This is a genomic window from Bradyrhizobium sp. CIR18, from assembly GCF_014198295.1.
Classification (GTDB): Bacteria; Pseudomonadota; Alphaproteobacteria; order Rhizobiales; family Xanthobacteraceae; genus Bradyrhizobium.
Genome location: NZ_JACIHF010000003.1, coordinates 18,044 through 44,793, shown reverse-complemented (window position 1 = coordinate 44,793; position 26,750 = coordinate 18,044). Strand labels below are relative to the sequence as shown.

Sequence of the window (26,750 nt, the reverse complement as noted above, 5' to 3'; positions counted from 1 at the left end):
GAGATGGTGGGCACGGCGCTACGCGCCTTTGCCCACCCTACGGCAGCTTCGTTCGTGGCGAGAGCCGCCGCTCCTACTGATCCGGGCCGAACTTGAACTTGCCGTCGCCTTCCAGATAGGGGCCGCTGCGCATGTAGAGCTGGCCGTTATGGCCGATGAAGAACAGCGTGCCCTTCGGGACTTTCTTGGCGCCCTTCAAGAGCTCGCCGGCGTTGCTGGTGCCCATCTTGTAGGAAAAGGTCTTGCCTTCCCTGTCATAGGCGTAGCCGGTGTCGGGCTTGAGCTCCCACGGCGTTGCCGGGGTTTGTGCGCATGCGGGCGCGGCGAATGCGCCGAGCACCGTTACGAGTGCAGCCGAAACAAGTGCAAATGTCTTGGTTGAAAATGCCATCATCCATCCTCCCCGTCGCTGGGGTACCCGGCTTGAACAAATCACGAACGGCGTATCCGGGTCAATTTGCGAAAGCGCCGCAGCGCATCACGTCTTGCCCAGCAGTTTGTGATTTTCCCTTCGTCCCCTCGCGACTATGTTCCGCTTTCCGTCTAGAACGCAACTCGACAAAATTATTGGTGGGGATGATTCGGATGCGCCATGTGATTAAACTTTGCTGGGCTGCTGTATTGTCGTTGACGGCGTTGGCGCCGGCCGCCCGGGCCGATGATTACCAGCTCAGCCACAACCAGCGCATTTCGTGCAGCCGCGGCCTTGCCCCGGGCAAGCTGAACACGGCGACCTGCAAGTCCTACACCTATCTGTTCAACACCAAGACCTCGGAATATTTCCGCTGCCAGGTCTCGCTGGCGCTGACCCGCGACAACAAGGAAGTCATCAACGTCCAGACCGACGGCGGCTGCATCAAGAAGCCGCGCATCTTCGAGACCGACGGCAAGTATGATTTCGACGCGACCGAGACCGAGCCGCCGAACACCAACTCGTTCTTCGGCCCCGGCGGCTATTCGGTGTGGGCGGCCGATGTCAGCGCGCAGAAGGTGCGCGGCTGCATCATCATCTCCTCCGGCCTCGGTTCCGACATCTCCAAATGCCTGGACATGACGTTCCAGTGAAACGTCGATGGCGAGGGCGCCGCTCCGGACTACGGCTGCGCCACCTCGCCGCACCGCGGGTTCCCGAAAAATCCAGCCGGATCGGCCGTTTACCGCAGTCCTGTTTTGTCTTTTGGATGGGTTGACCCGCATCCCTCATCCGGCCAATTTCGCTGCCGGTTTGGGGAGAACAACAACCATGAAACGGACCATTTTCGGCGCGGCCGCGGCTCTTGCTCTGGCGGCGTCGGCACCTTGCGCGCAGGCGCAATCCTTCATCAACGTGCTGACCGGCGGCACCTCCGGCGTCTATTATCCGCTCGGGGTCGCGATCGGGAAGATCTACGGCGACAAGATTCCGAACGTGAAGACGCAGGTGCAGGCCACCAAGGCGTCGGTCGAGAATTTGATCCTGCTGCAGCAGGGCCGCGGCGAGTTGGCGTTCACGCTCGGCGATTCGCTCAAGGCCGCCTGGGACGGCGAGGAAGAGGCGGGCTTCAAGACCAAGCTCGACAAGCTCAGGACCATCGGCGCGATCTATCCGAACTACATCCAGATCGTCGCGACCACCGAGTCCGGCATCAAGACGCTGGCCGACCTCAAAGGCAAGAGCCTCTCTGTCGGTGCGCCTAAGTCGGGCACCGAGCTGAATTCGCGTGCGATCCTGGCCGCCGCCGGCATGAGCTACAAGGATCTCGGCAAGGTCGAATATCTGCCGTTCGCCGAATCCGTCGACCTCATGAAGAACCGCCAGCTTGCAGCGACGCTGCAATCGGCTGGCCTCGGCGTCGCCTCGCTGAAGGACCTTTCGACCTCGAGCCCGATCACGGTGGTGTCGGTGCCGAAGGAAACCGTCGACAAGATCGGCCCGCCCTTCGTCTCCGCGATCATTCCGGCCAACACCTATACCGGCCAGGACAAGGACGTGCCGACGGCGGCCGTGATCAACTATCTCGTCACGAGCTCCGCCGTATCGGACGATCTCGCCTATCAGATGACCAAGCTGGTCTTCGAATCGCTGCCGGAACTGCAGAATGCGCACGCGGCCGGCAAGGAGATCAAGCTCGAGACCGCGGCCAGCGGCAGCCCGGTTCCGCTGCACCCCGGCGCGATCCGCTATTACAAGGAAAAAGGGCTGATCAAGTAAGACGCGCTCTATCCGCGAACGTCATGCCCGGGCTTGTCCCGCCTGCGCGGCCGAAGCCGCTTCGGCGAGGCGAAGGCCCGGGCATCCACGTTCTTGGAGACACCGTAAGACGTGGATGGCCGGGACAAGCCCGGCCCTGACGGTGTGGTGAGCAATGCCTCGATGTTATAAGCCACAGGGCTGAGGACGAATAAGATGCTGGAAAAGGCAGAGGGCACGGCGCCGGAGCCCGACAAGGTCAAGGTCGAGTTCGACAATTTCGAGCACGGTTTCCCGGAAGGTTTTGGTCCGGGCTGGTGGGGACAACTCGCCTACTGGATCGGCATCGCTTTCGCCACCTTCCAGCTCTATGTCGCCGCTTTCAACTATCTGCCGAGCCAGGTGGTGCGCGGCGTTCATGTCGGCTTCCTCGTCCTGCTCACCTTCGGCCTGATCGCCAATTTCACCGCGAAGAACAACGCCGGGCGCGCGCTCGGCTGGGTAGTCGGCGGCGCCGGCTTCCTGTGCGGGCTCTACCAGTGGATCTTCTACGCCGACCTGATCGCGCGCGACGGTGATCCGACGCGGTTTGATCTCGTGGTCGGCACGGTGCTGGCGGTGCTGATCTTCGAAGGCACGCGGCGCCTGATGGGCGCGGCGCTGCCGCTGATGTGCGGCGCGTGCCTCGTCTACTGGTTCTTCGGCCAGTACCTGCCGTCGCCGCTCAACCATCGCGGCTACGACTTCGACCAGATCATCACGCATCTGTCGTTCGGCACCGAAGGCTTCTACGGCGTGCCGATCTACGTGTCGGCGACCTACATCTTCCTGTTCATATTGTTCGGCTCGTTCCTGGAGCGCGCCGGCATGATCCAGCTGTTCACCGACGTTTCGCTCGGCCTGTTCGGCCGCACCCGCGGGGGACCTGCGAAAGTCGCGGTGTTCGCCTCGGGCATGATGGGCACGATCTCCGGCTCGGGCGTCGCCAATGTCGTGACCGTCGGCCAGTTCACGATTCCCTTGATGATTCGGTTCGGCTATCGCCGAGCCTTCGCCGCCGGCGTCGAGGCCACGGCCTCGATGGGCGGGCAGATCATGCCGCCGGTGATGGGCGCGGTCGCCTTCATCATGGCCGAGACGCTCGGCGTGCAATATTCCGAGATTGTCAAGGCGGCCGCGATTCCCGCCATCCTCTATTTCGCTTCCGCGTTCTGGATGGTGCATCTGGAGGCCGGCAAGCACGGCCTCGTCGGCATGAAGCGCTCGGAGATCCCGAGCGCCTGGAGGGCGCTGGTGACGCGCTGGTACCTCGTGCTGCCGCTTGCCGCCCTCGTCTACATGCTGTTCGAGGGTTTTACGCCGCTCTATGCCGGCAGCATGGGCCTCGCGCTGACGGTGGCGTTGATCCTCGGCACCGCCATTACCACCGGCGCCTCCTCGAATGTGATCCGCACCATCTTCTGGATCGGCCTTGCGCTCGTCGTCGCCGCGCTCTCGCGTGACGGCCTCAAGATCGTGCCGGTCGCCAGCGTCGTGGTCGGATTGATCGTGATCACCGCCTTCGTGCGCGGCGGCTTTGCGGCGTTGCGCGCCTGCCGCGATGCGCTGGCCGAGAGCGCCAAATCCGCGATCACCGTCGGCATGGCCTGCGCCATCGTCGGCGTCATCATCGGCATGATGTCGCAGACCGGCGTCGGCACCATCTTCGGCGGCTGGGTGATCGGTCTCGGCGAGAAGAGCCTGTTCCTGGCGCTGATCATGACCATGCTGCTGTCGATCCTGCTCGGCACCGGCATCCCGACCATCCCGACCTACATCATCACCGCCGCGCTCGCCGCGCCGGCGCTGGCCAAGCTTGGGGTGCCGCTGATCGCGAGCCATATGTTCGCGTTCTACTACGGCATCATGGCCGACCTCTCGCCGCCGGTGGCGCTCGCCGCGCTCGCGGCGGCGCCGATCGCCAAGGAGAACCCGGACAAGATCGGCTGGGAGGCGATGCGCATCGCGCTCGCCGGCTACGTCATTCCGTTCATCTTCGTCTACTCGCCAGCCCTGATGCTCCAGGCCGGCGACCCCATGGCGGCGAGGCTCGGCTTCTACGGCGCGGTGGCGCTGGCGAGCCTGAAGGCATTGGTGGCGATCGGCCTGTTCGGCATGGTGGCGATCGGCTTCCTGTTCACGCGGCTGACGTTGATTGAGCGCCTGGTCGCACTCGGCGCTGCATTCTGCCTGCTCGGCGAATTCGCGTTCAGCGACACCGCCGGCTTCGTGCTCGCCGCGGCGATCGTGCTGTGGCAATGGCGGCAGCGCCCGCCTGTAACGGTCGAGGCGGCGTGAGCCTCTGCTTCGCAACGGCTTTCGGCGTGAAGGCGCTGGCGCTTTCCGCGTTCACGCTTGCATGGACGCATTCGATCGCGAAAGTCGACTGGCAGGAGGATTGGCGCGTCACTCCCGCCGGTCTCGAACTGGTGCAGGCCCGCGTCAAGGGCACCGGCCCCGGCATGGAGCCGCCGCCCGAGGCGCGGCTGGTCGACGGCTGGTTTCAGTGGCAGCCGAAGCGGGCGCCGATGCAGGAAGTCATGCTCGGCAATTCGGGCGCGGCCGGCGAATGGCGGCTGTGCCATGATGGGCAATGCCAGACGCTGTCGGAGATTGTCGGGCATCCCATTGGTGCTAACGTCACTACGATGAAGATTTGCAACGATCCGTAGCCCGGATGGAGCGCAGCGCAATCCGGGACAGTGGCCCCGGACTACGCTCACGCTCCATCCGGGCTACAACAAGAACAACAACAAGGGAGACACACGATGGATCGGCTCAAGGGCAAGGTTGCGATGGTGGTGGGGGCCGGCTCGATCGGTCCCGGCTGGGGCAACGGCAAGGCGACCGCCGTGACCTTCGCGCGCGAGGGCGCGCAGGTGTTCTGCGTCGACCGCAACGGCGCGGCCGCCGAGGAGACCGCAGAGATCATCACCGGCGAGGGCGGCAAGGCGACCGCGTTCACGGCCGACGTGTCCCGCGCGAGCGAGATCGAGGCGATGGTGGCGGCGTGCCTGAAGGCCTATGGCCGCATCGACGTGCTCGACAACAATGTCGGCATCGCCGAGATGGGCAGCGTGGTCGAGGTCACCGAGGAGAGCTGGGACCGTGTCTTCAGCGTCAACCTCAAGAGTGCCTATTTCGCCATGAAGCACGTCATTCCCGTCATGGTGAAGCAGGGCGGCGGCTCGATCATCAACATCTCCTCGATCGCCTCGATCCGCCACATGGGCATCTCCTACGTCACCTATGGCACCTCGAAAGCCGCGATGAATCAGATGACGCGCACCACCGCGATCGAGTTCGCGCGCCACCATGTCCGCGTCAACGCGATCCTGCCCGGCCTGATGAAGACGCCGATGGTCGAGCATTCCGCAGGTCTTGCCAATAGCTACGCCAAGGGTGACGTCGAGGCGATGTGGCGCGCGCGCGATGCGCAGGTGCCGATGGGGCACATGGGCGATGCCTTCGACGTCGCCAACGCCGCGCTGTTCCTGGCGTCCGACGAGTCGAAATATGTAACGGGGATCGAGCTCGTGGTCGACGGCGGCATCACGTGCAAGGCGGGGGCGTGATTTTATTCCGGCTAGCCCCGTCATCCTGAGGTGCGAGTGGCGCGATGCAAAAGCATCGCGCCGGGAGCCTCGAAGGATGAGCGGCCCCGCTGCAGCCGGGCCGTCGCCCTTCGAGGGCCGCTGAAGAAGCGGCCACCTCAGGGTGACGGGGTTACATGGATGTTGCGGCTAAAGCGCCTACTGCGCCAGTGCCAGAATTCCGCCGGCGAACGAATGCCACGCGGCGCTCTCGCTGATCGGCCAGTTCAGGACCTTCACCGCCAGCAGGGCCAGTGCGCCGTAGATGTAGACCGGATGCACGCGGCCTTCGGTGCGCCAGTCGCGCACCATGGCGACGACGAGCAGGAGCGAGGCGACGACGGCCGGCGCGATCGTCACCGGCACCGGCGGCGGGCCGGGCGGTCCCGGAGGCGCCAGGAAGGTCAGGAACCAGCGCGCGATCGCGGCATCGAGGATCGAGACCGCGGCGAGCAGCATCAGGCGCTTGTGAATCTCGGGTCTGCGCGTGTTCACGATCCCCAGCACGAACACGATGGCGAAGAATGCAATCCCGCTCATCGGCACGATCGAGAAGCCGATGCCGGCCTCTTTCTGCCCGAGCGCGGCGGAGTGCTGCATCACGTGCACGGAAGCGAGGAAGCCGAAGATCGTCATCGCGGTGGCGAGCGACACGCCGGCGATGCCGAGCGAACGGTGATTGACCACGCGTCCCGAGGCTGCGAGCCAGGTCTGAAGCACGAAATAGACAGACCAGGTGAAGAACAACAGTCCGTGAAAGTGAATGACGGGGCTTGCGGACAGCGTCCGGTTGGCGAGCGGAACCCAATAGGTCGGTGCGAAGCCGAGAAATGCAGTGGCCGCGCAGGCCAGGGCCATATGCAGATAAAAGTATCGCGCAGGCGACGCATCTCGCGCGCGTACACGACGGTCGTCGGTCAGAGTCGTCATCAGAAATGAGTCTGGGAAGGTGGAGTTTGGTTCAAACCGTCGTCGTCCCGGACAAGCTCGATCTAAGCGCGCTTGTCCGGGAGTTTGTAGCTGCGGCCAGCCTCATCCCCCCGCGCTCAATTCTGCGCGATCGAGCTCCTCTTCGAGCCGGTGGAAGGCATCGTCGCCGATCACTTCGGTGGCACGGAGGTCGAAGATCGATTTGCGCGCGGCCGCGATGGCGCGGCGGCGCAGGGGATCGGCGGGCAGCTCGCCATTGGCGATGCCGCCGTTGGGATCGCTCCCGGCCTGCATCAGGATGGCGCGATATTCGAGCCGCAGGATCTCCGCCTCCTCCGACGGATCGCTCTCGATCGCATCGAGCGCGGCGCGATAGGCGACGGCGCGAGCGCGCGCGACCTCGGTGCCGACGGGATCGTCGTCCCTGAGACCGAACGCCAGGATCAACGGCCGCAGCGTCAGGCCCTGGATCACCAGCGATCCCAGCACTACCGCAAAGGCGATGAAGACGATGAAGTCGCGATACGGGAAGTTCTCCGGCAAGGCGAAAGCGGTGGCGAGCGTGACGAGGCCGCGCATGCCGCACCAGGAGATGATGAGGCCGCCTTTGGGCGAGGCGACGGCCCTGGGATCGTTCGGATGATAGATCCCCTGCGCGACCAGCACACGCAGGGTCGTTCGATAGAACGTCACCCAGGCGAGGCGCACCAGGATCACCGTCAGCAGGATCCAGGCCGCGGCCACGCAATATTCCCAGCGCACGTCCGCATCGAGCCGCGTCCAGATCGGCCGCATCTGCATGCCGATCAGCATGAAGGCGAGCACGTTGAGCACGAACACCATGGTTTCCCACACCGCATAAGACGGCACCCGCAGCCGTGCCGGCATGCGCGCCCCCGCCGTACGCGCCATGGTGATGGCGTAGACGACGATGGTGAGAATGCCGGACAGGCCGAGATGCTCCGCGGCGATCCAGACCATGAAGGTGGTGGCGAATTGCACGATGATCGCGCTCGGTGCTTCCTTGACCCGCTCCAGGAGCAGCGGGATGATGTAGCCCGCGAGCAGGCCGGCGACGACGCTGCCGACCAGTGCCAGCGCCATCGTCGGCGCGACCTGGCTCCAGGTCAGATGCTCGGTGGCGACGGCCCCGACCGCGATGCGGTAGATCAGAAGCGCACTCGCGTCGTTGAGCAGGCTTTCGCCCTCCAGGACTTTCACCATGCGGTGGGGCAGCTTGACTTGGCTCAGGATGGCGACTGCAGCGGCCGCATCGGGCGGCGCCACGATGGCACCGAGCGCGACCGCGGCGGCCCACGGCATATCGGGCATCAGGCGGTGCGCGACGAAGGCGACGCCGGCCGTGGTCAGGCCGACCGCGGCGACGACCAGGGTCGAGACCGGAACCCAATTGTTGCGCAGATCGCGCAGCGAGGTGTCGAAGGCGGCATCGAGCAGGACCGGTGCGACAAAAAGCGCCAAGGCCAGGTCCGGCTCCAGTGTCCAGGACGGGCTGGACGGCACGAAGGCGATCAGCGCGCCGCCGATGGCGAGAAAGGTCGGGTAGGGGGCCTTGATCCGCCGCGCTAGCGCCGATAAGGCAACGGCGCCGAGCAGAAGCGCGATGATCCATTCGAATGTCGACACGATGATCCCCGAAGCCGGTTTGCGCGGCGCCACAAGCTAGCACCAATCCGGCCGTATGACGGATAGTACGGCCGCGAGGCAAGACTTAAGGCAAGACTTAAGGCAAGGCTTAAGGCAAGGCTTAAGGCAAGACCGAAAGCAGACGTCCGACAGCAACGAGCATGCGTTTTCGAAAACTCATTCAATCGTCAGGTGCCGTATTGTTTTGCGCGCTGTCGCTCAATGCCGCCCGGGCTGCGACCGGCGGTGAGCCGGCTGCGGTGATACAGGTCGATGTCGCCTCATGCCTCGCGGCGACCGCGGCGGACGACATGGACAAGGCCGCCACGGCCTGTGCCGCCGTGATCGACAATAAGAAGACGGCGAAGGGCGATCTGATCAAGGCACTGATCGCGCGCGCGGCGCTCTATGCGCGGTACGATCAGGTCGATCGCGCCATCGCCGACGACAGCCGCGCCCTTTTGCTCGACCCCGGGCTCGCGGACATCTGGAATGCGCGCGGCGAACTCTGGCTGAAGAAGGGCGACAAGCCCAAGGCGGTGCAGGATTTCGGCGCGGCGCTGAAGATCGACCCGAACCACGAGAAGGCCAAGGCCAATCACAAGGCGATGGCGCGCGAGCTGGAGCGAATCGGCGCGCAGATGGCGGTCGCCGGCAAGCCCAGCTTCAATTGCAGGCGTGCGGCCCGGGCGGTGGAGAAGGCGATCTGCGGCAACCGCGAGCTCGCTGATCTCGACCGCGAGATCTTTGCCTCCAATGCCCGGGTGATCCGGGAGGCGCGCAATCCGGCGGAAGCAAAGAACCTCCAGCGCGAGCAGGACGAGTTTATCGCCCGCCGCAATGCAGGGTACGGCCGGCCAGGATACGATCTGAAGAAGGCGATGCAGGAGCGACTGCAGCGACTGAATGGCGTGGACGGGCATTGACGATTCTTCGCCTCTCCCCGCGTGCGGGGAGAGGCCGGAATTTGCGTCACCCTCACCCCACCCTCTCCCGTAAGAACGGGGCGAGGGAGTACACGGGCCCGTGCGTCCCTGACAGGCCCGATTTGAACCCATCCCTTCCCTGCCGCGACAACGGTGAGAACCCGACGCCACGGAGCCCTATGCCATGTGCGGCACGCATTCTTCCGCGCAAGCGCCTTCGCTTGCCAAAACCTCGCTTCGCGCCCTTCTTCTCGGGGCGGCGATGAGCCTCGTCCTTGCAGCCCCTGCCTCGGCGGGCACCGATTGCGTGATGGGCAGCAAGGCTGCTCCCGCGGAGCTGATCCCGGCCTGCACCGTCATCATCGACCAGAGCGCAAGCCCCGCGTCCGACCGCGCCGCGGCGCTGCTGGTTCGTGCCGACGCCAATGCGCGGACTTCGGGCGGCCTCACCCAAGCCCTGCGGGACATCGACCGCGCCATCGCAATCGACGGCAAGAATGCAAGGGCCTGGCGGCTGCGCGGCGATCTCTTGCGCGAGGCCGGCGGCGATCTCAACCGCGCGGCGGCGGATTTGAGCAAGGCGATCGAGCTCGATCCGCACGATGCTGAGGCTTACGAGCTGCGCGGTGTCGTGTACACCACCCAGCGCAGGCTTGACCGTGCGCTCGCCGATTACGACCAGGCGATCAAGCTGAAGCCGGATGATGCACAGGCATGGTCCGACCGCGGCGTGAACTACTATCTCGGCGGCGACAACGAGAAGGCGATCAAGGATCTCAGCGAGGCGCTGCGGCTCGATCCCAACCGTCCGCGCACCTACACCAACCGCGGCGCGGCATACAAGAAGCTCGGCCAGCTCGACAAGGCAGTGGCCGACGACGGCGAGGCGATCAGGCTCGATCCGAAGGTGCCCGAATATTTTGACAATCGCGGGCTCACCTATGCCGCCATGAAAGAGTACGACAAGGCGATCGCCGATTACGACCAGGCGCTGCGCCTGGCGCCCCGGCCGAACTTCTTCACCAACCGTGGCGATTCCTATCAGTTCAAGGGTGAGTTCGGAGCGGCGCTCAGCGACTACGACGCTGCGCTGAAGCTCGATCCGAATTTCGCGCAGACCTACAACAACCGCGCCGTGCTCTACAAGAAGATGGGCGAGCGCAAGAAGGCGCTGGCCGATTACGAGACGGCGCTCAAGCTCGATCCCGGTAACGAGAATGCTGCCAACGGCCGCCGCAGCATGATCGCGGAGATCGCGAAATTCGGCGGTGAGCCGCCGCGGGCGCTGAATGCGGCGTCCGGCAATGGTCCGTCCTTCGAATGCGCGACGGCCAGGCGCGAGGTCGAGAAGGTGATCTGCGCCGATCCGCAGCTGGGCGTGCTCGACCGCCAGATCGCCGAGACCTACGAGCGCGTGCTGAAATCGGCGGGCAAGCGCTCGGCCGGCGAGCTGCGCAAGACCCAGCGCGATTTCCTTAGCCTCCGCAACGTCAGCTTCGGCCGGCCGGGCTATGATCTGAGGAAGGTCATGCAGGACCGGTTGCAGAAGCTGAACGCGGCGGAGAGCTGAGGAGCGTTGGAGAAGCCGAAGTCGCGCGGCGGGCTCGCTCACCTCTCCCGCTGGCGGGAGAGGTCGCCGCGATCGAAGAGCGCGGCGGGTGAGGGCTTTCTCCTCTTGGAGACTTCCTGCTAAAGCCTCGGGCAATCCCGACGCGGGGGCACCCCCACCCCAGCCCTCCCCCGCAAGCGGGAGAGGGAGCGCAGCGCCGATGCGGCAGCAATTGCGTCTCCACCAAAAGGCCCATCCTTTTCAGCTTGAACCGCAGCCGGTTCCCGGGAAAATACCTCTCAAACAAGGCCGGCACTTGATCCGGGTCATGGCGGGACAACCCGTCCTGCCGCAAGGTTCAAGGTCAGGCCAATAAAGGTAACGGGAGCGCGGGAATGAACATCCAGGGCAAGAGCAATTACCACGAGGTCCATGCCCGCTCGCTGGCCGACCCCGAGGGCTTCTGGGCCGAGGCGGCGAAGGAGATCGACTGGATCGAGCCGCCCAAATCGATCTTCGACCCCTCGCAGGGAACCTATGGCCGCTGGTTCACGGGGGGCGTCGTCAATACCTGCTACAACGCGCTCGACCGCCATGTCGAAGTCGGCCGCGCCGACCAGGTCGCGCTGATCCATGATTCCCCGCTCGCGGGCAGCGTCACCAAATTCACCTATGCCGAACTGCTGAACGAGGTGCAGGCGCTCGCCGCCATCATGCAGGATTTCGGCGTCGCCAAGGGCGATCGCGTCATCCTTTATATGCCGATGGTGCCGGAGGCCGTGGTCGCGATGCTCGCCTGCGCGCGGATCGGTGCGGTGCACTCGGTGGTGTTCGGCGGCTTTGCCGCGAAGGAGCTTGCCACCCGCATCGACGATGCGCAGCCGAAACTCATCCTCTCCGCAAGCTGCGGCATCGAGCCCGGCCGCATCGTGCAGTACAAACCGCTGCTTGACGAGGCGATCAGGCTTGCCGGCAGCAAGCCGAAGGCCTGCATCGTGCTGCAACGCCCGCAGCTCACTTGCGACCTGGCCCCGGGCCGGGACTACGATTGGGCGAGCCTGCGCCGCAAGGCGATGAACGACGGCAAGAAGGCCGCATGCGCGCCTGTCGCCGCGACCGATCCGCTCTACATCCTCTACACCTCGGGCACCACGGGCATCCCGAAGGGCGTCGTGCGCGACAATGGCGGCCATCTCGTCGCGGTGAAATGGTCGATGTTCAACCTCTATGGCGTCAAGCCGGGCGAGGTGTGGTGGTGCGGCTCCGACATCGGCTGGGTGGTCGGCCACAGCTACATCGTCTACGGCCCGCTGCTGCACGGCGCGACGACCATCATGTATGAGGGCAAGCCGGTCGGCACGCCCGACGCCGGCGCGTTCTGGCGCGTGATCGCCGAGCACAAGGCGGTCGCGTTCTTCACCGCGCCGACCGCGTTCCGCGCGATCCGGAAAGATGATCCGGAAGGAAAGTTCATCCGGCAATACGACCTGTCGAAATTCCGCACCCTGTTCCTCGCCGGCGAGCGTGCCGATCCGCCGACGGTCGAATGGGCGGAGCAGCAGCTGAAGGTGCCGGTGATCGACCATTGGTGGCAGACCGAGACCGGCTGGTGCATCGCCGGCAATCCGGTCGGGCTCGGCATGCTGCCGGTGAAGCACGGCTCGCCGACGGTGCCGATGCCGGGCTACCAGGTCGACGTGGTCGACGAGGCGGCAAAGCCGGTCGGGCCCAACATCATGGGCTCGATCGTCATCAAGCTGCCGATGCCGCCGGGGTGTCTGCCGACGCTGTGGAATCAGGATGCGCGCTTCAGGGAGGCTTATCTCAGCGAATTCCCCGGCTATTACAAAACCTCGGATGCCGGTTACAAGGACGAGGACGGCTATGTCTTCGTCATGGGCCGCACCGACGACATCATCAACGTCGCCGGCCATCGTCTCTCCACCGGCGGCATGGAGGAGATCCTGGCCTCGCATCCCGATGTTGCCGAATGTGCCGTGCTTGGCGTCAAGGATGCGATCAAGGGCGAGGTGCCCTGCGGTTTCCTGGTGCTCAAGGCCGGCGTGAAGCGTGCGCCCGCCGAGATCGAGAAGGAGATCGTCGCGCTGGTGCGCGACAAGCTCGGCCCGGTCGCGGCCTTCAAGCTCGCCATCACCGTCGGCCGCCTGCCCAAGACGCGCTCCGGCAAGATTCTGCGCGGCACCATCAAGAAGATCGCCGACGGCGAGTCCTGGACCATGCCGGCGACGATCGAGGATCCCAAGACGCTCGACGAGATCGGGGAGGCGCTGAAGGGGCGGGTGTGAGGTTTGCTCTGGCGGTGATGCCGGTGAGACGCAGCGCTGCCGCATCACCTTCCGCTGTCATCGCCCGCCTTGTGCGCAATCGCGCACTGGAGCGGGTGATCCAGTACTCCGCAGCAGCAGTTGTGACCCAATGACCGCCGCGGCGTACTGGATTCCCCGCCTTCGCGGGGAATGACGGCGAGCGGGGGAACGGCAGCGAGGGACTTACAATCTCCTCATTCCGCGCTAAACAGGGCCGGCCAACAGGGGACCTCGTATGCCACTCGCCGCCGCGCCGCGCCTCCTTGCAGCTGTGCTGCTCGCCACTGCTCTCTCCGCCTGCTCCGCGCGCCACCAGAATGCGGTGGCGGTGGGCGGCGACGACGACGATGCGGTCTGCCAGAGCCGGGGCTATGCGCAGGGCTCCCCGGAATACGTGGCCTGCCGCAAGGATCGCGACGTCCAACGCAACGCCGCCACCGCGCGTGCCGATCGCCGCCAGCGCGACCTCGGCGAATACATGCTGAACCATCCCGAGCGGCCCTGAGGGGGGCGGCATTATCCTGCCGCGCCGCGCACCCCGCATTCGTGACTTCCGTGACAGATCTGCAACGCCGCGGCCAAATCGGGGCGGCCTCTGGCTGAATTTGATCGAAGTCAAATCCTTCAGCGCCCCCTTTCTGCTCTGACGCTCATGTCGCGCAACGACGCGCGAGTGAAGGCTGAAGGGGATTGAAATGCAGAGAACGACAAGAAACCTGGCGCGGCTTGCGACGGTTGGCGCGATGCTCGCGGGCACGTTTGCATCGGTGCAGGCTGCCGATCTGCCGGTCTACAAGAAGGCGCCGCCGCCGGTGGAGGCGTTCAATCCGTGGATGGTGCGTCTGCGCGTGCTCGGCGTGTTGCCGGATGCCGGCGGCTCGACCGTCAACGTGGCGGGCGTGCCCTCGCTGTCCTCGCCGAATTCCGGCCTTTCGATCAGCGACCAGGTCGTCCCCGAGCTCGACATCAGCTACTTCTTCACCAGGAACATCGCGGCCGAACTGATCCTCGGCGTGACCCGGCACTCGATCAGCGGCACCGGCTCGCTCGCCAACCTGCCGATCGGCAAGACCACGCTGCTGCCGCCGACGCTGACGCTGCAATATCACTTCGATCAGTTCGGCGCGTTCAAGCCGTATGTCGGCGCCGGCGTGAACTACACCGTGTTCTTCAACAATTCCGCGGCCAACACGCCTGCCGCAATCGCCGGTCCGCCCGCGATCGTCGCCACCACCACCAATTTGCATGTCAGCAACGCCTTCGGCGGCGCCGTGCAGTTCGGCTTCGACTACATGATCGACCGGCACTGGGGTCTCAACGTCGACGTCAAGAAGCTCTGGCTGCGTCCGGATTACAGCGCCATCGTCTCCGGCCTGCCGGTCACCGGCACCGCGCATATCGATCCGTGGCTGGTCGGCGCAGGCGTGACTTACAAGTTCTGAGGGGCGTTGCTTGGAGACAAGCTGTGGCCGCAGCCGACCCTGCGCTCCCTCCCCCCTTTGTGGGGGAGGGCGGGGGAGAGGGGTGGTCCAGGAAAAGGTGCGAGAGACTTGCGCGCGATGCTCTTGAGCTGATCGAGGGTGTCCCCGTGGGATACCCCTCTCCCTAACCCTCCCCCACAAGGGGGGAGGGAACGCAGCTCGCGTGTGGCGACATGCGTCGCATTCACTCAGCCGTTCTTACAAACAAAAACGCGGCGGGATTTCCCGCCGCGTTTGCATTCGATGGTGAATGAACGAGAGAAGAACTACTCCTCCTCGTCTTCCTGCTTCTTGCCGCCGAGCGTCTTCAGCTTGGCGAACACGGCGTCGAGATTGAGGTCGTCGCTCGATCGCTCGGCCGGCTCGAACTCGTCCTTCTTGGTGGTCTCGGAGGCCGGCAGCAGCGTGGCGCCGCCATAGGCTGCGTCGATCGGCTTCTCCTTGGCGGCGCGCGCCACCTCGAAATCGAGCTCGATCTGCGAGCAGAGACCGAGGGTGACGGGGTCGATCGGGGTCAGCTGGGAGGTGTTCCAGTGGGTTCGGTCCCGCACGCTCGCGATGGTGCTCTTGGTGGTGCCGACCAGGCGCATGATCTGGGCGTCCTTGAGCTCGGCATGGTTGCGCAGCAGCCAGAGGATGGCGCTCGGACGCTCATGGCGGCGCGAGACCGGAGTGTAGCGCGGGCCCTTGCGCTTGGGCTGGGGCGGCAGCACCACCTTGCTCTCCTGGAGGCGGAGCCGATAATCCGGATTCCGCTCGCCCTTCTCGATCTCCTCGCGGGTCAGCTGGCCGTTGGAGAGGGGATCCATGCCCTTGATGCCCTGGGCAGCATCGCCGTCGGCGATCGCGCGCACCTCGAGGGGATGCATCTTGGTGAAATCGGCGACCTGATCGAAGGTCAGCGCGGTGTTGTCGAGCAGCCAGACGGCGGTCGCCTTGGGCATCAGAGGTGCGTTGCTCATGGCAAATCTCCTTTGTGCTTCGCCCACCCCTCTGGAGGCGAAACCGGTGGTCATCAGCGATGACTGGGAATTCGCGCTATATAAGCCCGGAGGGGGTAGCCACGCAATGGTTCTGCTATAGATAGTGCCTTGACAGCGCCCGAAAGGGGGCCCAATTCCCTGTAAGCCCGTACCCAAGCCCTATTCCATTCATCGACCGCTTCCCGCCCATTTGGCGAGGTGATTCGGTCCCGAGATCGCTCAATGTCAGCCAAACCAGACCTCAAGATCGTGCTTTGTTCTCCCCGTGGCTTCTGCGCCGGGGTGGTCCGGGCGATCGACACCGTGGAACGGGCGCTCGATAAGTACGGCGCCCCCGTCTATGTTCGCCATGAGATTGTGCACAACAAATATGTCGTCGACGGGTTGAAGAAAAAGGGCGCCATCTTCGTCGAGGAGCTCGCCGAAATCCCGGAAAACACCACCGCGCCGGTGGTGTTCTCGGCCCACGGCGTGCCGAAATCGGTTCCGGCCGACGCCCAGTCCCGCAATTTGTTCTCGCTGGATGCGACCTGCCCGCTGGTGACCAAGGTGCACCGCGAGGCCGCGATCCACTTCAAGCGTGGCCGCGAGATCTTCCTGATCGGCCACTCCCATCATCCCGAGGTGGTCGGCACGCTCGGCCAGCTTCCGACCGGCGCCGTGACCCTGATCGAGACCGCCGAGGATGCCAAGACGATCTCCCCGAAGGACCCCAACAACCTCGCCTTCGTGACCCAGACCACGCTGTCGATCGACGACACCGCGGAGATCGTGGCGCTGCTGAAGGAGCGCTTCCCGAACATCAACGGGCCGCACAAGGAAGACATCTGCTACGCCACCACCAACCGCCAGCTCGCGGTGAAGAAGGTGGCGCCGGTGGTCGACGCGCTCATCGTCGTCGGTGCTCCCAATTCGTCGAACTCGCAGCGCCTGCGCGAGGTCGCCGAGCGCGAGGGCTGCCGGATCGCGGTGCTGGCGCAGCGCGCCACCGACATCGACTGGGACAAGTTCGGCAACATTTCGAGCCTCGGCATCACTGCGGGCGCTTCCGCGCCGGAAGTGATCGTCGAAGAGATCATGGACGCCTTCGCCGAGCGCTACACGCTGCATGTGGAGACGGTCTCGGCCGCTGAGGAGAACGAGTTCTTCCCGCTGCCGCGTCAGGTGCGCCCCGAAGCCGCCGCCGAGTAGACCTTTATGGCGGTCTACACCGACGTTGCCGCCGACGAGCTTGCGGATTTCCTGAAGCAATACGAGCTCGGCGAATTGCTCTCCTACAAGGGCATCGCCGAGGGCGTCGAGAACACCAACTTCCTGCTGCATACCAGCCAGGGGTCGTTCATCCTCACGCTCTACGAGAAGCGGGTGGCGAAGAACGATTTGCCGTTCTTCCTCGCGCTGATGACGCATCTGGCCGAGCACGGCATCAACTGCCCGCTGCCGGTGAAGGGAAGAGACGGCGAGGCGTTGCGCGAGCTGTCCGGGCGTCCCGCGGCGATCATCACCTTTCTCGAAGGCATGTGGCCGCGCAAGCCGAACGTCGCCCATTGCGCCGGCGTCGGTGCGGCGCTGGCGAAGATGCATCTGGCCGGCGCGAACTTTGCGGTTCGGCGCGCCAATGCGCTGTCGGTCGCGGGCTGGCGGCCGCTGTTCGATGCGGCCTCGAACCGTGCCGATGAGGTGCAGCCGGGCCTGCGCGCGTTCCTGGCGACCGAGCTCGACCATCTCTCGAGCGGGATCTGGCCGGACAATCTGCCTGAGGGCGTGATCCACGCCGACCTCTTCAACGACAACGTCTTCTTCCTCGGCGACCAGCTCTCGGGGATCATCGACTTCACCTTCGCCTGCAACGACATGCTGGCCTATGACGTCGCGATCTGCCTCAACGCCTGGTGCTTCGAGCCGGATCATTCCTTCAACGTCACCAAGGCGCGCGCCTTCCTCAACGCCTATGGCCGCGTGCGAAAGCTCTCGGAGGGGGAAGAGGCCGCGCTGCCGCTCTTGGCGCGCGGCGCTGCGATCCGCTTCCTGCTGACGCGGCTGGTGGACTGGCTCAACGTGCCGCCCGGCGCGCTGGTCAAGCCGAAGGACCCGCTGGAATATTTTCGCAAGCTGCGCTTCCACCAGAGCGTGACGAGCGTACGCGATTACGGGCTGATGCCGTCAGGATTGGTCGCGTGAGCGAAAAGCCCGTCGTCACGATCTATACTGATGGCGCCTGCTCGGGGAATCCCGGGCCGGGCGGCTGGGGCGCGATCCTGAAGTTCGGCGACAAGGAAAAAGAGCTGAACGGCGGCGAGCGCCACACCACCAACAACCAGATGGAGCTGATGGCGGCGATCTCCGCGCTCGAGGCGCTGAAGAAGCCGTGCACGGTCGATCTCTACACCGACAGCCAGTATGTCCGGCAGGGCATCACCGGCTGGATCTTCGGCTGGAAGCGCAACGGCTGGCGCACCGCCGACAAGAAGCCGGTGAAGAATGTCGAGCTATGGCAGCGCCTGGATGCCGCGCTGAAGCAGCACGAGGTCCGCTGGCACTGGGTCAAGGGCCATGCCGGCCATCCCGAGAACGAGCGCGCGGATCAGCTGGCGCGCGACGGGATCGTGAAGGCGCGGCTGCAGCAGCGGCTTGCGGAGTAGCGACGCGTTGTCGGTGCTCCATTCTCAGGTTTCGTAGGGTGGGCTAAGGCGCGTCAGCGCCGTGCCCACCACCTTTCTCTCATGGGAAGTCGGTGGGCACGCTTCGCTTTGCCCACCCTCCGGCACTACGGCACTTTCGCCGCGGCTCAGAGCTGCCCCAGCAGCGTATCGCCGCCGGAGACCTCGACCTTGCCGGGCATCGCCTCGAGGTTGAGCTTCTTGACCACGCCGTCCTCGACCAGCATCGAATAGCGCTTGGAGCGGATGCCGAGGCCGTTGGCGGAGGCGTCCAGCTCCATGCCGATCGCCTTGGTGAAATCGGCGTTGCCGTCAGCGAGGAAGATGGCCTCGTCGCGCTGGTCGGTGTCGCGCTTCCAGGCGTTCATGACGAAGGCGTCGTTGACGGAGACGATGGCGATGCTGTCGACGCCCTTGTCCTTCAGGGCATAGGCGTTGAGGAAGATGCTCGGCAGATGCATCTTGTGGCAGGTGCCGGTATAGGCGCCGGGCACCGCGAACAGCGCCACCTTCTTGCCTTTGAAGATATCGTCGGTGGTCTTCACTTGCGGGCCTTCCGCCGTCATCACGCGGAATTTCGCCTCGGGCAGCTTGTCGCCAGTCTGGATCGCCATTGTCGGTCTCCCTGAATATCGATCCCGCTTATTAGACCGTGCGGCGGGCCTGCACAATATTGCCGGCGGGCGAAGCGGTGAGGGTGGGTCCCTTTCACCGTGATGTCATCAGCCGGCGAAGCCCCCCTTGTCGAGAAAGGCCTGCTCTTCCTCGGTGCTGTCGCGGCCGAGCAGGCGGTTGCGGTGGGGAAACCGGCCGAACCGCTGGATGATGTCGGCGTGCTCCCGGGCGTATTTCAGGTTTTCGGCATTCTCGGTGTTCTGAAACAACGCGACGCAACGCAGCTGGTCGGGCAGGTGCTCGGAATGCATGAAGGGCAAATAAACGAATTCGAGCAGGACCGGATCGATCCTCTCATCGACCCCGCGATCGATCGCCCGGCGGGCGACATCGCGCGCCTGGGCATCGCTGGCAAAGGCCTGGGACGTGCCGCGGAACATGTTGCGGGGGAATTGGTCGAGCACGATGACCAGCGCGAGTGCGCCGTCATCGCTTGCCTCCCATGACGCGAGCTCGCCGGCGACCGCCTTCTGCCACAAAGCAAGGAAGCGGCGCCTGACCTCGGCATCGAAGGCGTCGTTGCGCTTGTACCAGCGCTCGCGGCCGGCCTCGCGCCAGAAGGCGAGAATGCCTGATGGCGCGATATCGTCGACGACAGTCATGAACCGCAGACGCGCTTACGCCGCCTGAGCTTTCTTCTCGTCGCGCAATTCGCGTCGCAGGATCTTGCCGACATTGGTCTTGGGCAGGTCGCTGCGGAATTCGATGTGCTTGGGCACCTTGTAGCCGGTGAGCTGCTCGTGACAGAATTTGATCACGGCCTCGGCAGTGAGGTTTTGATCCTTCTTCACCACGAAAGCCTTTACCGCTTCGCCCGACTTGGAATCGGGAATGCCGATCACGGCGCATTCGAGCACGCCCGGATGGCTCGCGATCACTTCCTCGATCTCGTTGGGATAGACGTTGAAGCCTGAGACCAGGATCATGTCCTTCTTGCGGTCGACGATCTTGGTGTAGCCCTTCTCGTCCATGATGCCGATGTCGCCGGTGCGGAAATAGCCGTCCGCGGTCATCACCTTCGCGGTCTCCTCGGGCCTGTTCCAGTAGCCCGACATCACCTGCGGACCCTTGGCACAGATCTCGCCGGCCTGGCCGAGCGGCACTTCGTTGCCGTCGTCGTCGCGGATCGAGATGTAGGTTGACGGCACGGGAATGCCGATCGTCCCCGTGAACTCGGTTGCCGTTGCCGGATTGCAGGTCAGCGTCGGCGAAGTCTCCGACAGGCCGTAACCCTCGGCGATGAAGCAGCCAGTGATCGCCTTCCATTGATCGGCCACGGGGCGCTGCACCGCCATGCCGCCGCCGTTGGAGATCTTCAGCTTGGAGAAGTCGAGCTTCTTGAAATCAGGGTGGTGCATCAGGCCGTTGTAGAGCGTGTTCACGGCCGGGAAGCTGTTGACCTGGTATTTTGCCAGCTCCTTGACGAAGCCGGCGATGTCGCGCGGGTTGGGGATCAGGAGATTGCAGCCGCCGGCGCGCACCGCGAGCAGGTAGCAGGCCGTCAGCGCGAAAATGTGATAGAGCGGCAGCGCGCAGACGATCATGAGCTGGTCGACATGCGGCGGCGCGGCGAGCGCCGGCTGCAGCCAGGCGTCGTTCTGCAGGACGTTGGCGACGATGTTGCGGTGGAGCAGGGTGGCGCCCTTGGAGACGCCGGTGGTGCCGCCGGTATATTGCAGGAACGCGACGTCGCCCGGCGAGAGTTTTGGCTTGTTGAAGGTCATGCCGCGGCCGGCCGACACCGCATCGTTGAAAGAGACCGAGCCCGGCAGCGACCATGCCGGTACCATCTTCTTGACGCGGCGGACGACGAGATTGACGATCACGCCCTTGAAGCCGAGCAGATCGCCCATGCTGCCGACGATGACGTGCTTGACCTGCGTCTTGGCGATCACCTGCTCGACGGTGTGGGCGAAATTCTCCAGCACGATGATGGCTTCGGCGCCGGAATCCTTGAGCTGGTGCTCGAGCTCACGCGGCGTGTAGAGCGGATTGACGTTGACCACCGCGAAGCCGGCGCGCAGCACCGCGGCGGTCGCGATCGGATATTGCAGCACGTTCGGCATCATGATGGCGACGCGGGCGCCGCGCTGCAGTCCGCGGCCCTGCAAATAGGCGCCGAGCGCGACCGACATCTGGTCGAGGTCGCGGTAGCTGATGGACTTGTCCATGCAGATGAACGCCTTGCGGTCGGCGAACTTGGTGAAGCTCTCCTCCAGCAGATCGACCAGCGATGCGTATTGGGTCGGCTCGATATCGGCGGGCACGCCGGGCGGATATTGCTTGAGCCAGATGCGCTCCATGGAAAACTCCCCTCATCTACCAGAGCCCGTTGTGTCTCGGGCTTGCCTCATTGCCGCCAGTATCGAGCCTGCCGGAACGGGTGGCAAGTCGTCGAGGCTTAAGACATAGGTCAGGAAGTGGCTACTGGAATCGTCGATACCGCGCTGCCGCAGGTGCGAAGCGCGGGGGGCCCGGTTCGGCGGTCCGTTAACTGTTGTTGGCCGGCTTGGCCGCGGGCTTGGTTGCGGCCTTGGGCTTGGCGGGCTTCGGTTCGCTGCTTGCCGCAGGCTTCTCGGCGGGTTTTGCCGCCGCATCGTGCTTGGCGGCGGCATGCTTGGGCGCGGCCGGCTTAGCCGCAGTCTTGGCGTCGTTCTTGGCGTCGCTCTTATCGTTTTTCTTGGCCTCAGCCGGCTTGGCAACAGGCTTCACGGCCGCCGTCTTGGTGTCCTTCGCGGCGTCCTTGCCCGCGTCCTTCGGCTTGTCGGCCGCGTCAGGCTTCTTGGCCACGCGCGACTTCTTGCCACGCGGCTTGGACGCCGTCTGCTGGTCGGCATCGGCCGCCACCGCCGCGATCAGGGCGGTGCCGGTGCGGGTCGGGCCGGTATAGACCAGCACGGGCTCAGTCGCCGCCGGAGCCGAGGCCATCAGCTCGGAGGCCTTCATCAGGGGCGGCTGGAGGCCGGCGGTGAAGAAGGTCACCTGGGCTTCGCCGCCGGTGGCCGAGGCCGATCCGGACGTCGCGCCATTGGCCGCAATCAGCGCATCGTCGTCGTCGCTGGCCGGCCGCTTGCGATGACCGCCGCACATCTCGTCGCGCAGGTTCGGCGGCGAGGCATCGACCGGCACGAGGTTATCGACCGTGCCGAGCGAGGGGCGCAGCCACGTCAGATTGTCCTGGCCGAAGCCGCGCTCCAGCAACTGCGCCGCCTTCACCGCGCGCGCGGTGCCGGAATTGGCGCCGAGCACCACCGCGATCAGCCGGCGGCCGTTGCGCGTGGCGGAGGCGACGAGGTTGTAGCCGGAGGCGCAGATGAAGCCGGTCTTGAAACCGTCGGCGCCAGGATAGCGGCCGATCAGCTTGTTAAAATTGCCGGTGGTGCGCTTGCCGAAGCGGATCGCCGGGATGTGCACGAAGTATTCGTATTCCGGCAGGTCGCGCAGGAACGAGCGGGCGAGGATGCCGAGGTCGCGCGCCGACGTGATCTGGCCGTCTGCGGGCAGGCCGTTCGGATTGACGTAGCTGGTCTGCGTCATGCCGAGCTTCTTCGCGGTGTCGTTCATCATCGCGGAGAAACCGTCGATCGAACCGCCGACGCCTTCGGCGAGCACCACGGCCATGTCGTTCGCCGACTTGACCATCATCATCTTCAGCGCGTTGTCGACGGTGAGCTGCGTTCCCGGACGGAACCCCATCTTCGAGGGCGACTGCGAGGCCGCCGTCGGCGAAACCGTGAGCAGCGTGTCGAGCGTCAACCGGCCGTCCTTGACCGCCCTCAACGTCACATAGGCTGTCATGATCTTGGTGACGGAGGCCGGATACCAGGGAATGGTCGCGTTCTCGGCCTGCAACACCTTGCCAGTGTCGGCCTCGATCAGCAGCAGCGCTTCGGCGCTCGCTGCGCGCGGCGCCAGCAGCGCGGCACATGCGAGGCTCGCAGCGAACAGGTTGAACAGGGATTTGCGAAGCAGCGGGCGTAGGGCGTGCACTATCCGATTCCGGTCCTTGGAGACCCGCCAGTTCCGGGCGGTGCTCGTGATCTGAGTGTCGGTTCTGAAATCCAGCGCCGCCGCTTGCGGCGCCGCAAACCTATACCGGCTGGTGCGTCGAGAACAGGGGCATGAGCGGGGTATTCCGCAATGAAATAGGCCGAATTTCGACGATCCTGTGGGGACTTGCTAGGGAGATTTGGCAGCAGTCGCAGCAGCCTCAGCGGCTGTCACACTGGCCCGTGTGGTCTCGTGAACCATGAATTGGGCCCTGGCGAGCTCGGCGAAATGGCCGCTCTTGGCCACCAGTTCATCGAAAGTTCCGCTTTCGATCACCCGTCCGTTCTCGAACACCAGGATCCGCGTGGCGTTGCGGATGGTGGAGAGGCGGTGGGCGATCACGAAGGTGGTGCGGCCCTTCATCACTTCGTCGAGAGCGGCATTCACCTTGGCCTCGGTGACGGCGTCGAGCGCGGAGGTCGCCTCGTCCAGGATCAGGATCGGCGGGTCCTTCAACAGCGCGCGGGCGATCGACAGCCGCTGCCGCTCGCCGCCGGACAGCATGCGGCCGCGCTCGCCGGCATTGGTCTCGAAGCCGCCGCTGCGCTCGATGAAATCGAGCGCCTGCGCCCGCTCGGCCGCCTTGCGCATCTCGGCCTCGGTCGCGTCCGGCTTGCCGACGCGCAGATTCTCCTCGATCGAGCGGTTGAACAGCAGCGCCTCCTGGAACACGACGCCGATATTCCTGCGCAGCGAGGTCAGCGTGACGCCGCGCACGTCCATGCCGTCGATCTTGATGAAACCCGACTGCGGGTCGAAGGCGCGATGCAACAGCGCGATCGCGGTGGATTTGCCGGCGCCGGTGGGGCCGACCAGCGCGATGGTCTGGCCGGGCAGTGCGGTGAAGGTGAGGTCCTCGATCGCCGGCCGCTTGCCGTCATAGGAAAAGGTGACGTCGTTGAACTCGACGAGACCGGACAGCCTGCCGGCGTCGATCGCGTCGGGCCGGTCGTGCACCGCGGGCACGGCGTCAAGCACATTGAAGAACTCGCGCAGGCGGGGCGCTTCCATGAACACGTTGTTGATGAAGCTCACCACCTGCTCGAGCTTCTGGATCAGCAGCGTCGCAAAGCTCACGAACATCACGATCTCGCCGACCGAGGTCAGCCCCTGGTCGTGCAGCGCGATGCCGAGCGTGAAGATTGCGAGCACGGTGATGGTGGTGGAGGCGCGCGTGATGACGGTGACGAGCGCCCACCACGACAGCACCGGCATTTGCGCGGCGAGCAGCTCGTCGGCGACGGAGCGCAGTCCCTTCACCTCGGATTCGACGCGGACGAAGCTCTGCACCAGCGCGACATTGCCGAGCGCATCGGAGGCGCGCGCGGACAGCTCGCTATATTGCTCCTCGACCGCCATCTGCATGCCGAAGGTCTTGCGCACCACGAAGGTCGTCAGTGCCGTGAAGACGATGCAGAGCACGAACAGCAGGATCGCCAATCGCCAGTTCAAGTAGAGCGACAGCGGCAGCAGCACCACGACCGAGAGGATTGCGGCAAAGTGCTCGCGGAAGAAGCCGAGCCACAGCCGCCACAAGGCGTCGGTGCCGTTGAGCATCACCTTCATCAGCCGGCCCGAATGGGTTCCGGAGTGGAAGGTCAGCGGCAATTGCAGGATGTGCTCGAAATAATCGGTCAGCACCGCCTGGCGCTGGCGATGCGAGAGCCGGTCGGCCTGCAAGGCCACGAGCGCGCTGCAGAGAATGGTGAACAGCCCGAACGCGACCCAGGCTACCAGGAACGGCCAGGCCGAGCTCGACCCGGCCACGGTCTTGCCCGACAGCACGTCGACGATCCGCCCGAACAGCACGGGCTCGGCGAACTGCGAGCCCGCCAGCAGGAGGTTGGCGACCGCAAGCAGCCAGCCCAGCCGCGCCTCCTTGCCGAGCAGCTCGAGAACGCGGGTATAGAGACGGAGGATGGGCATGCGGGCGACGAACTCAAGCGGATAACGGAGCCCGTATTTTAAGCAGGGATCGCGCGGGAGATATAGCGGAAGCTGTCAGTTTTTCTTAGTTGATCAGCCGCCCCGCCACCGGCGGCAGGAACCGGTCGTCGAAGATGTCGCCAGCCGTGGGCCGTTTGCGGAATTTGAAGTCCTGCGCGATCTGGTCGATCGAGCGCTCCAGGCGCGCGGGCTCGACGCCGCCGAGGCCGTTGCGCTTGACCTCATCGGTCAGGATGTTGTCGACGAGGACGGTGCGCAGGCGCTCCAGCTCCAGGTCGCGGTCGCCGTCGTCGATGCGGCCCGCGGCCTCGTCCGCCGCGCGTGCCGGCTCCTTGATGGTCGCATTGATGCCGGCGATCAAGGCGCGGACGAAGCCCTTCACGGCGTCCGGCTTCGCCGCGGCGAAGGCGGGATTGACCACCACAGCGAAGCCATAGGCCTCGCAGCCATAGTCGGCATAACGCAGCACGACGAGATCGGCGCCGGGCACGCCGCGGTCGCGCAGGTTCACCGCGGAGAGATAGTTGAAGCCTGCGACCGCATCGACCTGTCCCGCGGACAGGATCGGCTCGCGGACCGCAGCGCCAATCTTGTGGAATTTGACGCGCGATGCCTTGATACCGTTCTGCTGCGCCAGCGCCGGCCACAGCCGCATCGACAGATCGCCGTCGGCAACGCCGACGGTCTTGCCGTCGAGATCGGACAAGACATGGATGCCGCGGCTCCTGCGCGCGACGATCGCGTAGGGCGCGCGGTTGAACAGCACGAACGCCGCCTTGACCGGCGCCGAGTCCTCCTTGTCGCGAAGGCGGATCATCTCGTTGATGTCGACCAGCGCAAGCTCGCTGTCGCCCTTGGCGACGCGTGCGAGCGCCTCCGGCGATCCGGCTACGCTGTTGAAGGACACGTTGAGACGTTCGGCGCTAAACCTGCCGTCCTTCGCCGCAAGGAAGAACGGCGCCATGCTCGCGTCCAACGGACGGTCGAAGGTGAAGTGAATCGCAACGGACGGCGCAGCGGTCTCGGCCGCACTGACATCGCCTGCAACGAGCGTTGCAAGCGAGATCGAGACAGCCAGCAGGCAACGGAGGGCGGTCGTCTTGAATCCTGACATCGATTGCGCCGGTTCCGCATTGTTATGGTTTCGTGACGCTTCGCGGCGCCCGGCTGCGGCCAGTCTCTCCGCGCCAACATGAACGGCAGATGAGCGGCGGTTGCGGCACGATTACGCAACCCCGTTCAGCTTGTGTTGGGGTTGGGGAACCCAACTTAGGCTGTGCGGGTTTTAAAGGCATGAGCCTGTCCGCAGGCGTCCATTCCAGGTCCCAAGGAGGGCCCAAGACATGTTCGAGCGATTCTCCAAGTTTGCGGGCCGAAAGGCCGTTCTGGCCACCGCCGCGGTGCTGGCGCTGACCGCGCTTGCCCCGACCGCGTCCTATGCAGGCGGCCGTCACTGGCATGGTGGTGGAGGCGGCGCGGCCGCAGCTGCGGCTTTCGCGGCCATCGGCACCGGTCTTGCCATCGCCGCGACCCGTGACTCCTACGCCTATGACTACGGTCCGGGCTATGGCTATTACGGCGGTCCCGCCTATTACAGCGGCCCTGCCTACGGGCCCTATTATGGTCCAGGCCCGAACTTCCAATATCAGCGCTATGGCGGCACCGCTCCGTCCGAGTTCTGCGGCCAGGGTTACTACCAGAACTGCTACTAGCTCTGGCAGCTGGAGTTCACCATGACAGGCCGTCGCGCTTGCTGCGCCGGCCTGTTTTTTG

Annotated in this window: 24 protein-coding genes; 14 read left to right on the top strand and 10 right to left on the bottom strand. The window is 64.9% G+C overall.

Annotated features, from left to right (window positions below):
- Positions 1–73: 73 nt before the first annotated feature.
- Positions 74–391 carry a hypothetical protein gene (locus GGD65_RS13145; protein WP_026202526.1) on the bottom strand — a complete coding sequence of 106 codons (318 nt, stop codon included), beginning with the start codon at positions 389–391 and terminating at the stop codon, positions 74–76.
- A gap of 194 nt (positions 392–585) precedes the next feature.
- On the opposite strand from GGD65_RS13145, the gene GGD65_RS13140 reads away from it, so the two are divergent.
- The 5 genes from GGD65_RS13140 to GGD65_RS13120 all read left to right on the top strand — a co-directional run bounded on the left by GGD65_RS13140 (position 586) and on the right by GGD65_RS13120 (position 5,784).
- Positions 586–1,065 carry a hypothetical protein gene (locus GGD65_RS13140; RefSeq protein WP_177237020.1) on the top strand — a complete coding sequence of 160 codons (480 nt, stop codon included), beginning with the start codon at positions 586–588 and terminating at the stop codon, positions 1,063–1,065.
- A 178-nt stretch (positions 1,066–1,243) separates the two neighbouring features.
- Positions 1,244–2,191: a TAXI family TRAP transporter solute-binding subunit gene (locus tag GGD65_RS13135; protein ID WP_179738398.1), complete on the top strand. Its 948-nt coding sequence runs from the start codon at positions 1,244–1,246 to the stop codon at positions 2,189–2,191.
- 195 nt (positions 2,192–2,386) lie between these two features.
- Positions 2,387–4,507, top strand: coding sequence for a TRAP transporter permease (locus GGD65_RS13130; protein WP_183235536.1), 2,121 nt, complete (start codon positions 2,387–2,389; stop codon positions 4,505–4,507).
- Positions 4,468–4,881: a DUF1850 domain-containing protein gene (locus GGD65_RS13125; RefSeq protein ID WP_179738401.1), complete on the top strand. Its 414-nt coding sequence runs from the start codon at positions 4,468–4,470 to the stop codon at positions 4,879–4,881. Before GGD65_RS13130 ends, GGD65_RS13125 begins: the two co-directional genes overlap by 40 nt.
- A gap of 96 nt (positions 4,882–4,977) precedes the next feature.
- On the top strand, positions 4,978–5,784 hold the full coding sequence (locus GGD65_RS13120) for an SDR family NAD(P)-dependent oxidoreductase (protein WP_183235535.1): 807 nt from the start codon (positions 4,978–4,980) through the stop codon (positions 5,782–5,784).
- 177 nt (positions 5,785–5,961) lie between these two features.
- On the opposite strand, the gene GGD65_RS13115 is transcribed toward GGD65_RS13120, so the two are convergent.
- The gene (locus tag GGD65_RS13115; RefSeq protein WP_183235534.1) at positions 5,962–6,732 is read right to left on the bottom strand and encodes a hypothetical protein; all 771 of its coding nucleotides are present in this window, start codon (positions 6,730–6,732) and stop codon (positions 5,962–5,964) included.
- A 102-nt stretch (positions 6,733–6,834) separates the two neighbouring features.
- Complete coding sequence (locus tag GGD65_RS13110; protein ID WP_312017702.1) at positions 6,835–8,379, bottom strand: sodium:proton antiporter; 1,545 nt, start codon at positions 8,377–8,379, stop codon at positions 6,835–6,837.
- Positions 8,380–8,540: 161 nt separating this feature from the next.
- On the opposite strand from GGD65_RS13110, the gene GGD65_RS13105 reads away from it, so the two are divergent.
- From GGD65_RS13105 to GGD65_RS13085, 5 genes are all read left to right on the top strand, one after another.
- Positions 8,541–9,305 carry a tetratricopeptide repeat protein gene (locus GGD65_RS13105; RefSeq protein WP_183235532.1) on the top strand — a complete coding sequence of 255 codons (765 nt, stop codon included), beginning with the start codon at positions 8,541–8,543 and terminating at the stop codon, positions 9,303–9,305.
- A 184-nt stretch (positions 9,306–9,489) separates the two neighbouring features.
- Complete coding sequence (locus tag GGD65_RS13100; protein ID WP_183235531.1) at positions 9,490–10,875, top strand: tetratricopeptide repeat protein; 1,386 nt, start codon at positions 9,490–9,492, stop codon at positions 10,873–10,875.
- Between the two features lie 374 nt (positions 10,876–11,249).
- Positions 11,250–13,160 carry a propionyl-CoA synthetase gene (locus GGD65_RS13095; protein ID WP_183235530.1) on the top strand — a complete coding sequence of 637 codons (1,911 nt, stop codon included), beginning with the start codon at positions 11,250–11,252 and terminating at the stop codon, positions 13,158–13,160.
- 256 nt (positions 13,161–13,416) lie between these two features.
- Entirely contained in the window at positions 13,417–13,686 is a 270-nt protein-coding gene (locus GGD65_RS13090; RefSeq protein ID WP_179738413.1) for a hypothetical protein, read from the top strand.
- Between the two features lie 190 nt (positions 13,687–13,876).
- Positions 13,877–14,623: an OmpW family protein gene (locus tag GGD65_RS13085; protein ID WP_018321309.1), complete on the top strand. Its 747-nt coding sequence runs from the start codon at positions 13,877–13,879 to the stop codon at positions 14,621–14,623.
- Between the two features lie 305 nt (positions 14,624–14,928).
- On the opposite strand, the gene GGD65_RS13080 is transcribed toward GGD65_RS13085, so the two are convergent.
- Entirely contained in the window at positions 14,929–15,624 is a 696-nt protein-coding gene (locus GGD65_RS13080) for a DUF1013 domain-containing protein (RefSeq protein ID WP_026202531.1), read from the bottom strand.
- A gap of 243 nt (positions 15,625–15,867) precedes the next feature.
- On the opposite strand from GGD65_RS13080, the gene ispH reads away from it, so the two are divergent.
- From ispH to rnhA, 3 genes are read left to right on the top strand one after another with little or no spacing between them, the layout of a single operon-like run.
- Positions 15,868–16,836 carry a 4-hydroxy-3-methylbut-2-enyl diphosphate reductase gene (gene ispH / locus GGD65_RS13075; protein WP_092254145.1) on the top strand — a complete coding sequence of 323 codons (969 nt, stop codon included), beginning with the start codon at positions 15,868–15,870 and terminating at the stop codon, positions 16,834–16,836.
- Positions 16,837–16,842: 6 nt separating this feature from the next.
- Positions 16,843–17,826: a homoserine kinase gene (locus GGD65_RS13070; RefSeq protein ID WP_183235529.1), complete on the top strand. Its 984-nt coding sequence runs from the start codon at positions 16,843–16,845 to the stop codon at positions 17,824–17,826.
- Entirely contained in the window at positions 17,823–18,287 is a 465-nt protein-coding gene (rnhA, locus tag GGD65_RS13065; protein ID WP_018321313.1) for a ribonuclease HI, read from the top strand. The genes GGD65_RS13070 and rnhA overlap by 4 nt, the downstream gene beginning before the upstream one ends.
- A 146-nt stretch (positions 18,288–18,433) precedes the next feature.
- Here rnhA and GGD65_RS13060 read toward each other — a convergent pair whose 3' ends face one another.
- The 6 genes from GGD65_RS13060 to GGD65_RS13035 all read right to left on the bottom strand — a co-directional run bounded on the left by GGD65_RS13060 (position 18,434) and on the right by GGD65_RS13035 (position 26,091).
- Positions 18,434–18,919, bottom strand: coding sequence for a peroxiredoxin (locus GGD65_RS13060; protein WP_018321314.1), 486 nt, complete (start codon positions 18,917–18,919; stop codon positions 18,434–18,436).
- A 108-nt stretch (positions 18,920–19,027) separates the two neighbouring features.
- Entirely contained in the window at positions 19,028–19,582 is a 555-nt protein-coding gene (locus tag GGD65_RS13055) for a DUF924 family protein (protein ID WP_183235528.1), read from the bottom strand.
- Positions 19,583–19,597: 15 nt separating this feature from the next.
- Positions 19,598–21,283: a long-chain fatty acid--CoA ligase gene (locus GGD65_RS13050; RefSeq protein WP_018321316.1), complete on the bottom strand. Its 1,686-nt coding sequence runs from the start codon at positions 21,281–21,283 to the stop codon at positions 19,598–19,600.
- A 187-nt stretch (positions 21,284–21,470) separates the two neighbouring features.
- Positions 21,471–22,970 carry a D-alanyl-D-alanine carboxypeptidase family protein gene (locus tag GGD65_RS13045; RefSeq protein ID WP_179738423.1) on the bottom strand — a complete coding sequence of 500 codons (1,500 nt, stop codon included), beginning with the start codon at positions 22,968–22,970 and terminating at the stop codon, positions 21,471–21,473.
- A gap of 189 nt (positions 22,971–23,159) precedes the next feature.
- Positions 23,160–24,956, bottom strand: a complete 1,797-nt coding sequence (locus tag GGD65_RS13040; protein WP_018321318.1) for a glucan ABC transporter ATP-binding protein/ permease — start codon at positions 24,954–24,956, stop codon at positions 23,160–23,162.
- Between the two features lie 85 nt (positions 24,957–25,041).
- Positions 25,042–26,091, bottom strand: a complete 1,050-nt coding sequence (locus tag GGD65_RS13035; RefSeq protein WP_183235527.1) for an ABC transporter substrate-binding protein — start codon at positions 26,089–26,091, stop codon at positions 25,042–25,044.
- A 229-nt stretch (positions 26,092–26,320) separates the two neighbouring features.
- Here GGD65_RS13035 and GGD65_RS13030 point away from each other — a divergent pair, with 229 nt between their 5' ends.
- A complete protein-coding gene (locus GGD65_RS13030; protein WP_018321320.1) occupies positions 26,321–26,689 on the top strand; it encodes a hypothetical protein in 369 nt (122 codons plus the stop codon).
- The last annotated feature ends 61 nt before the right edge of the window (positions 26,690–26,750 follow it).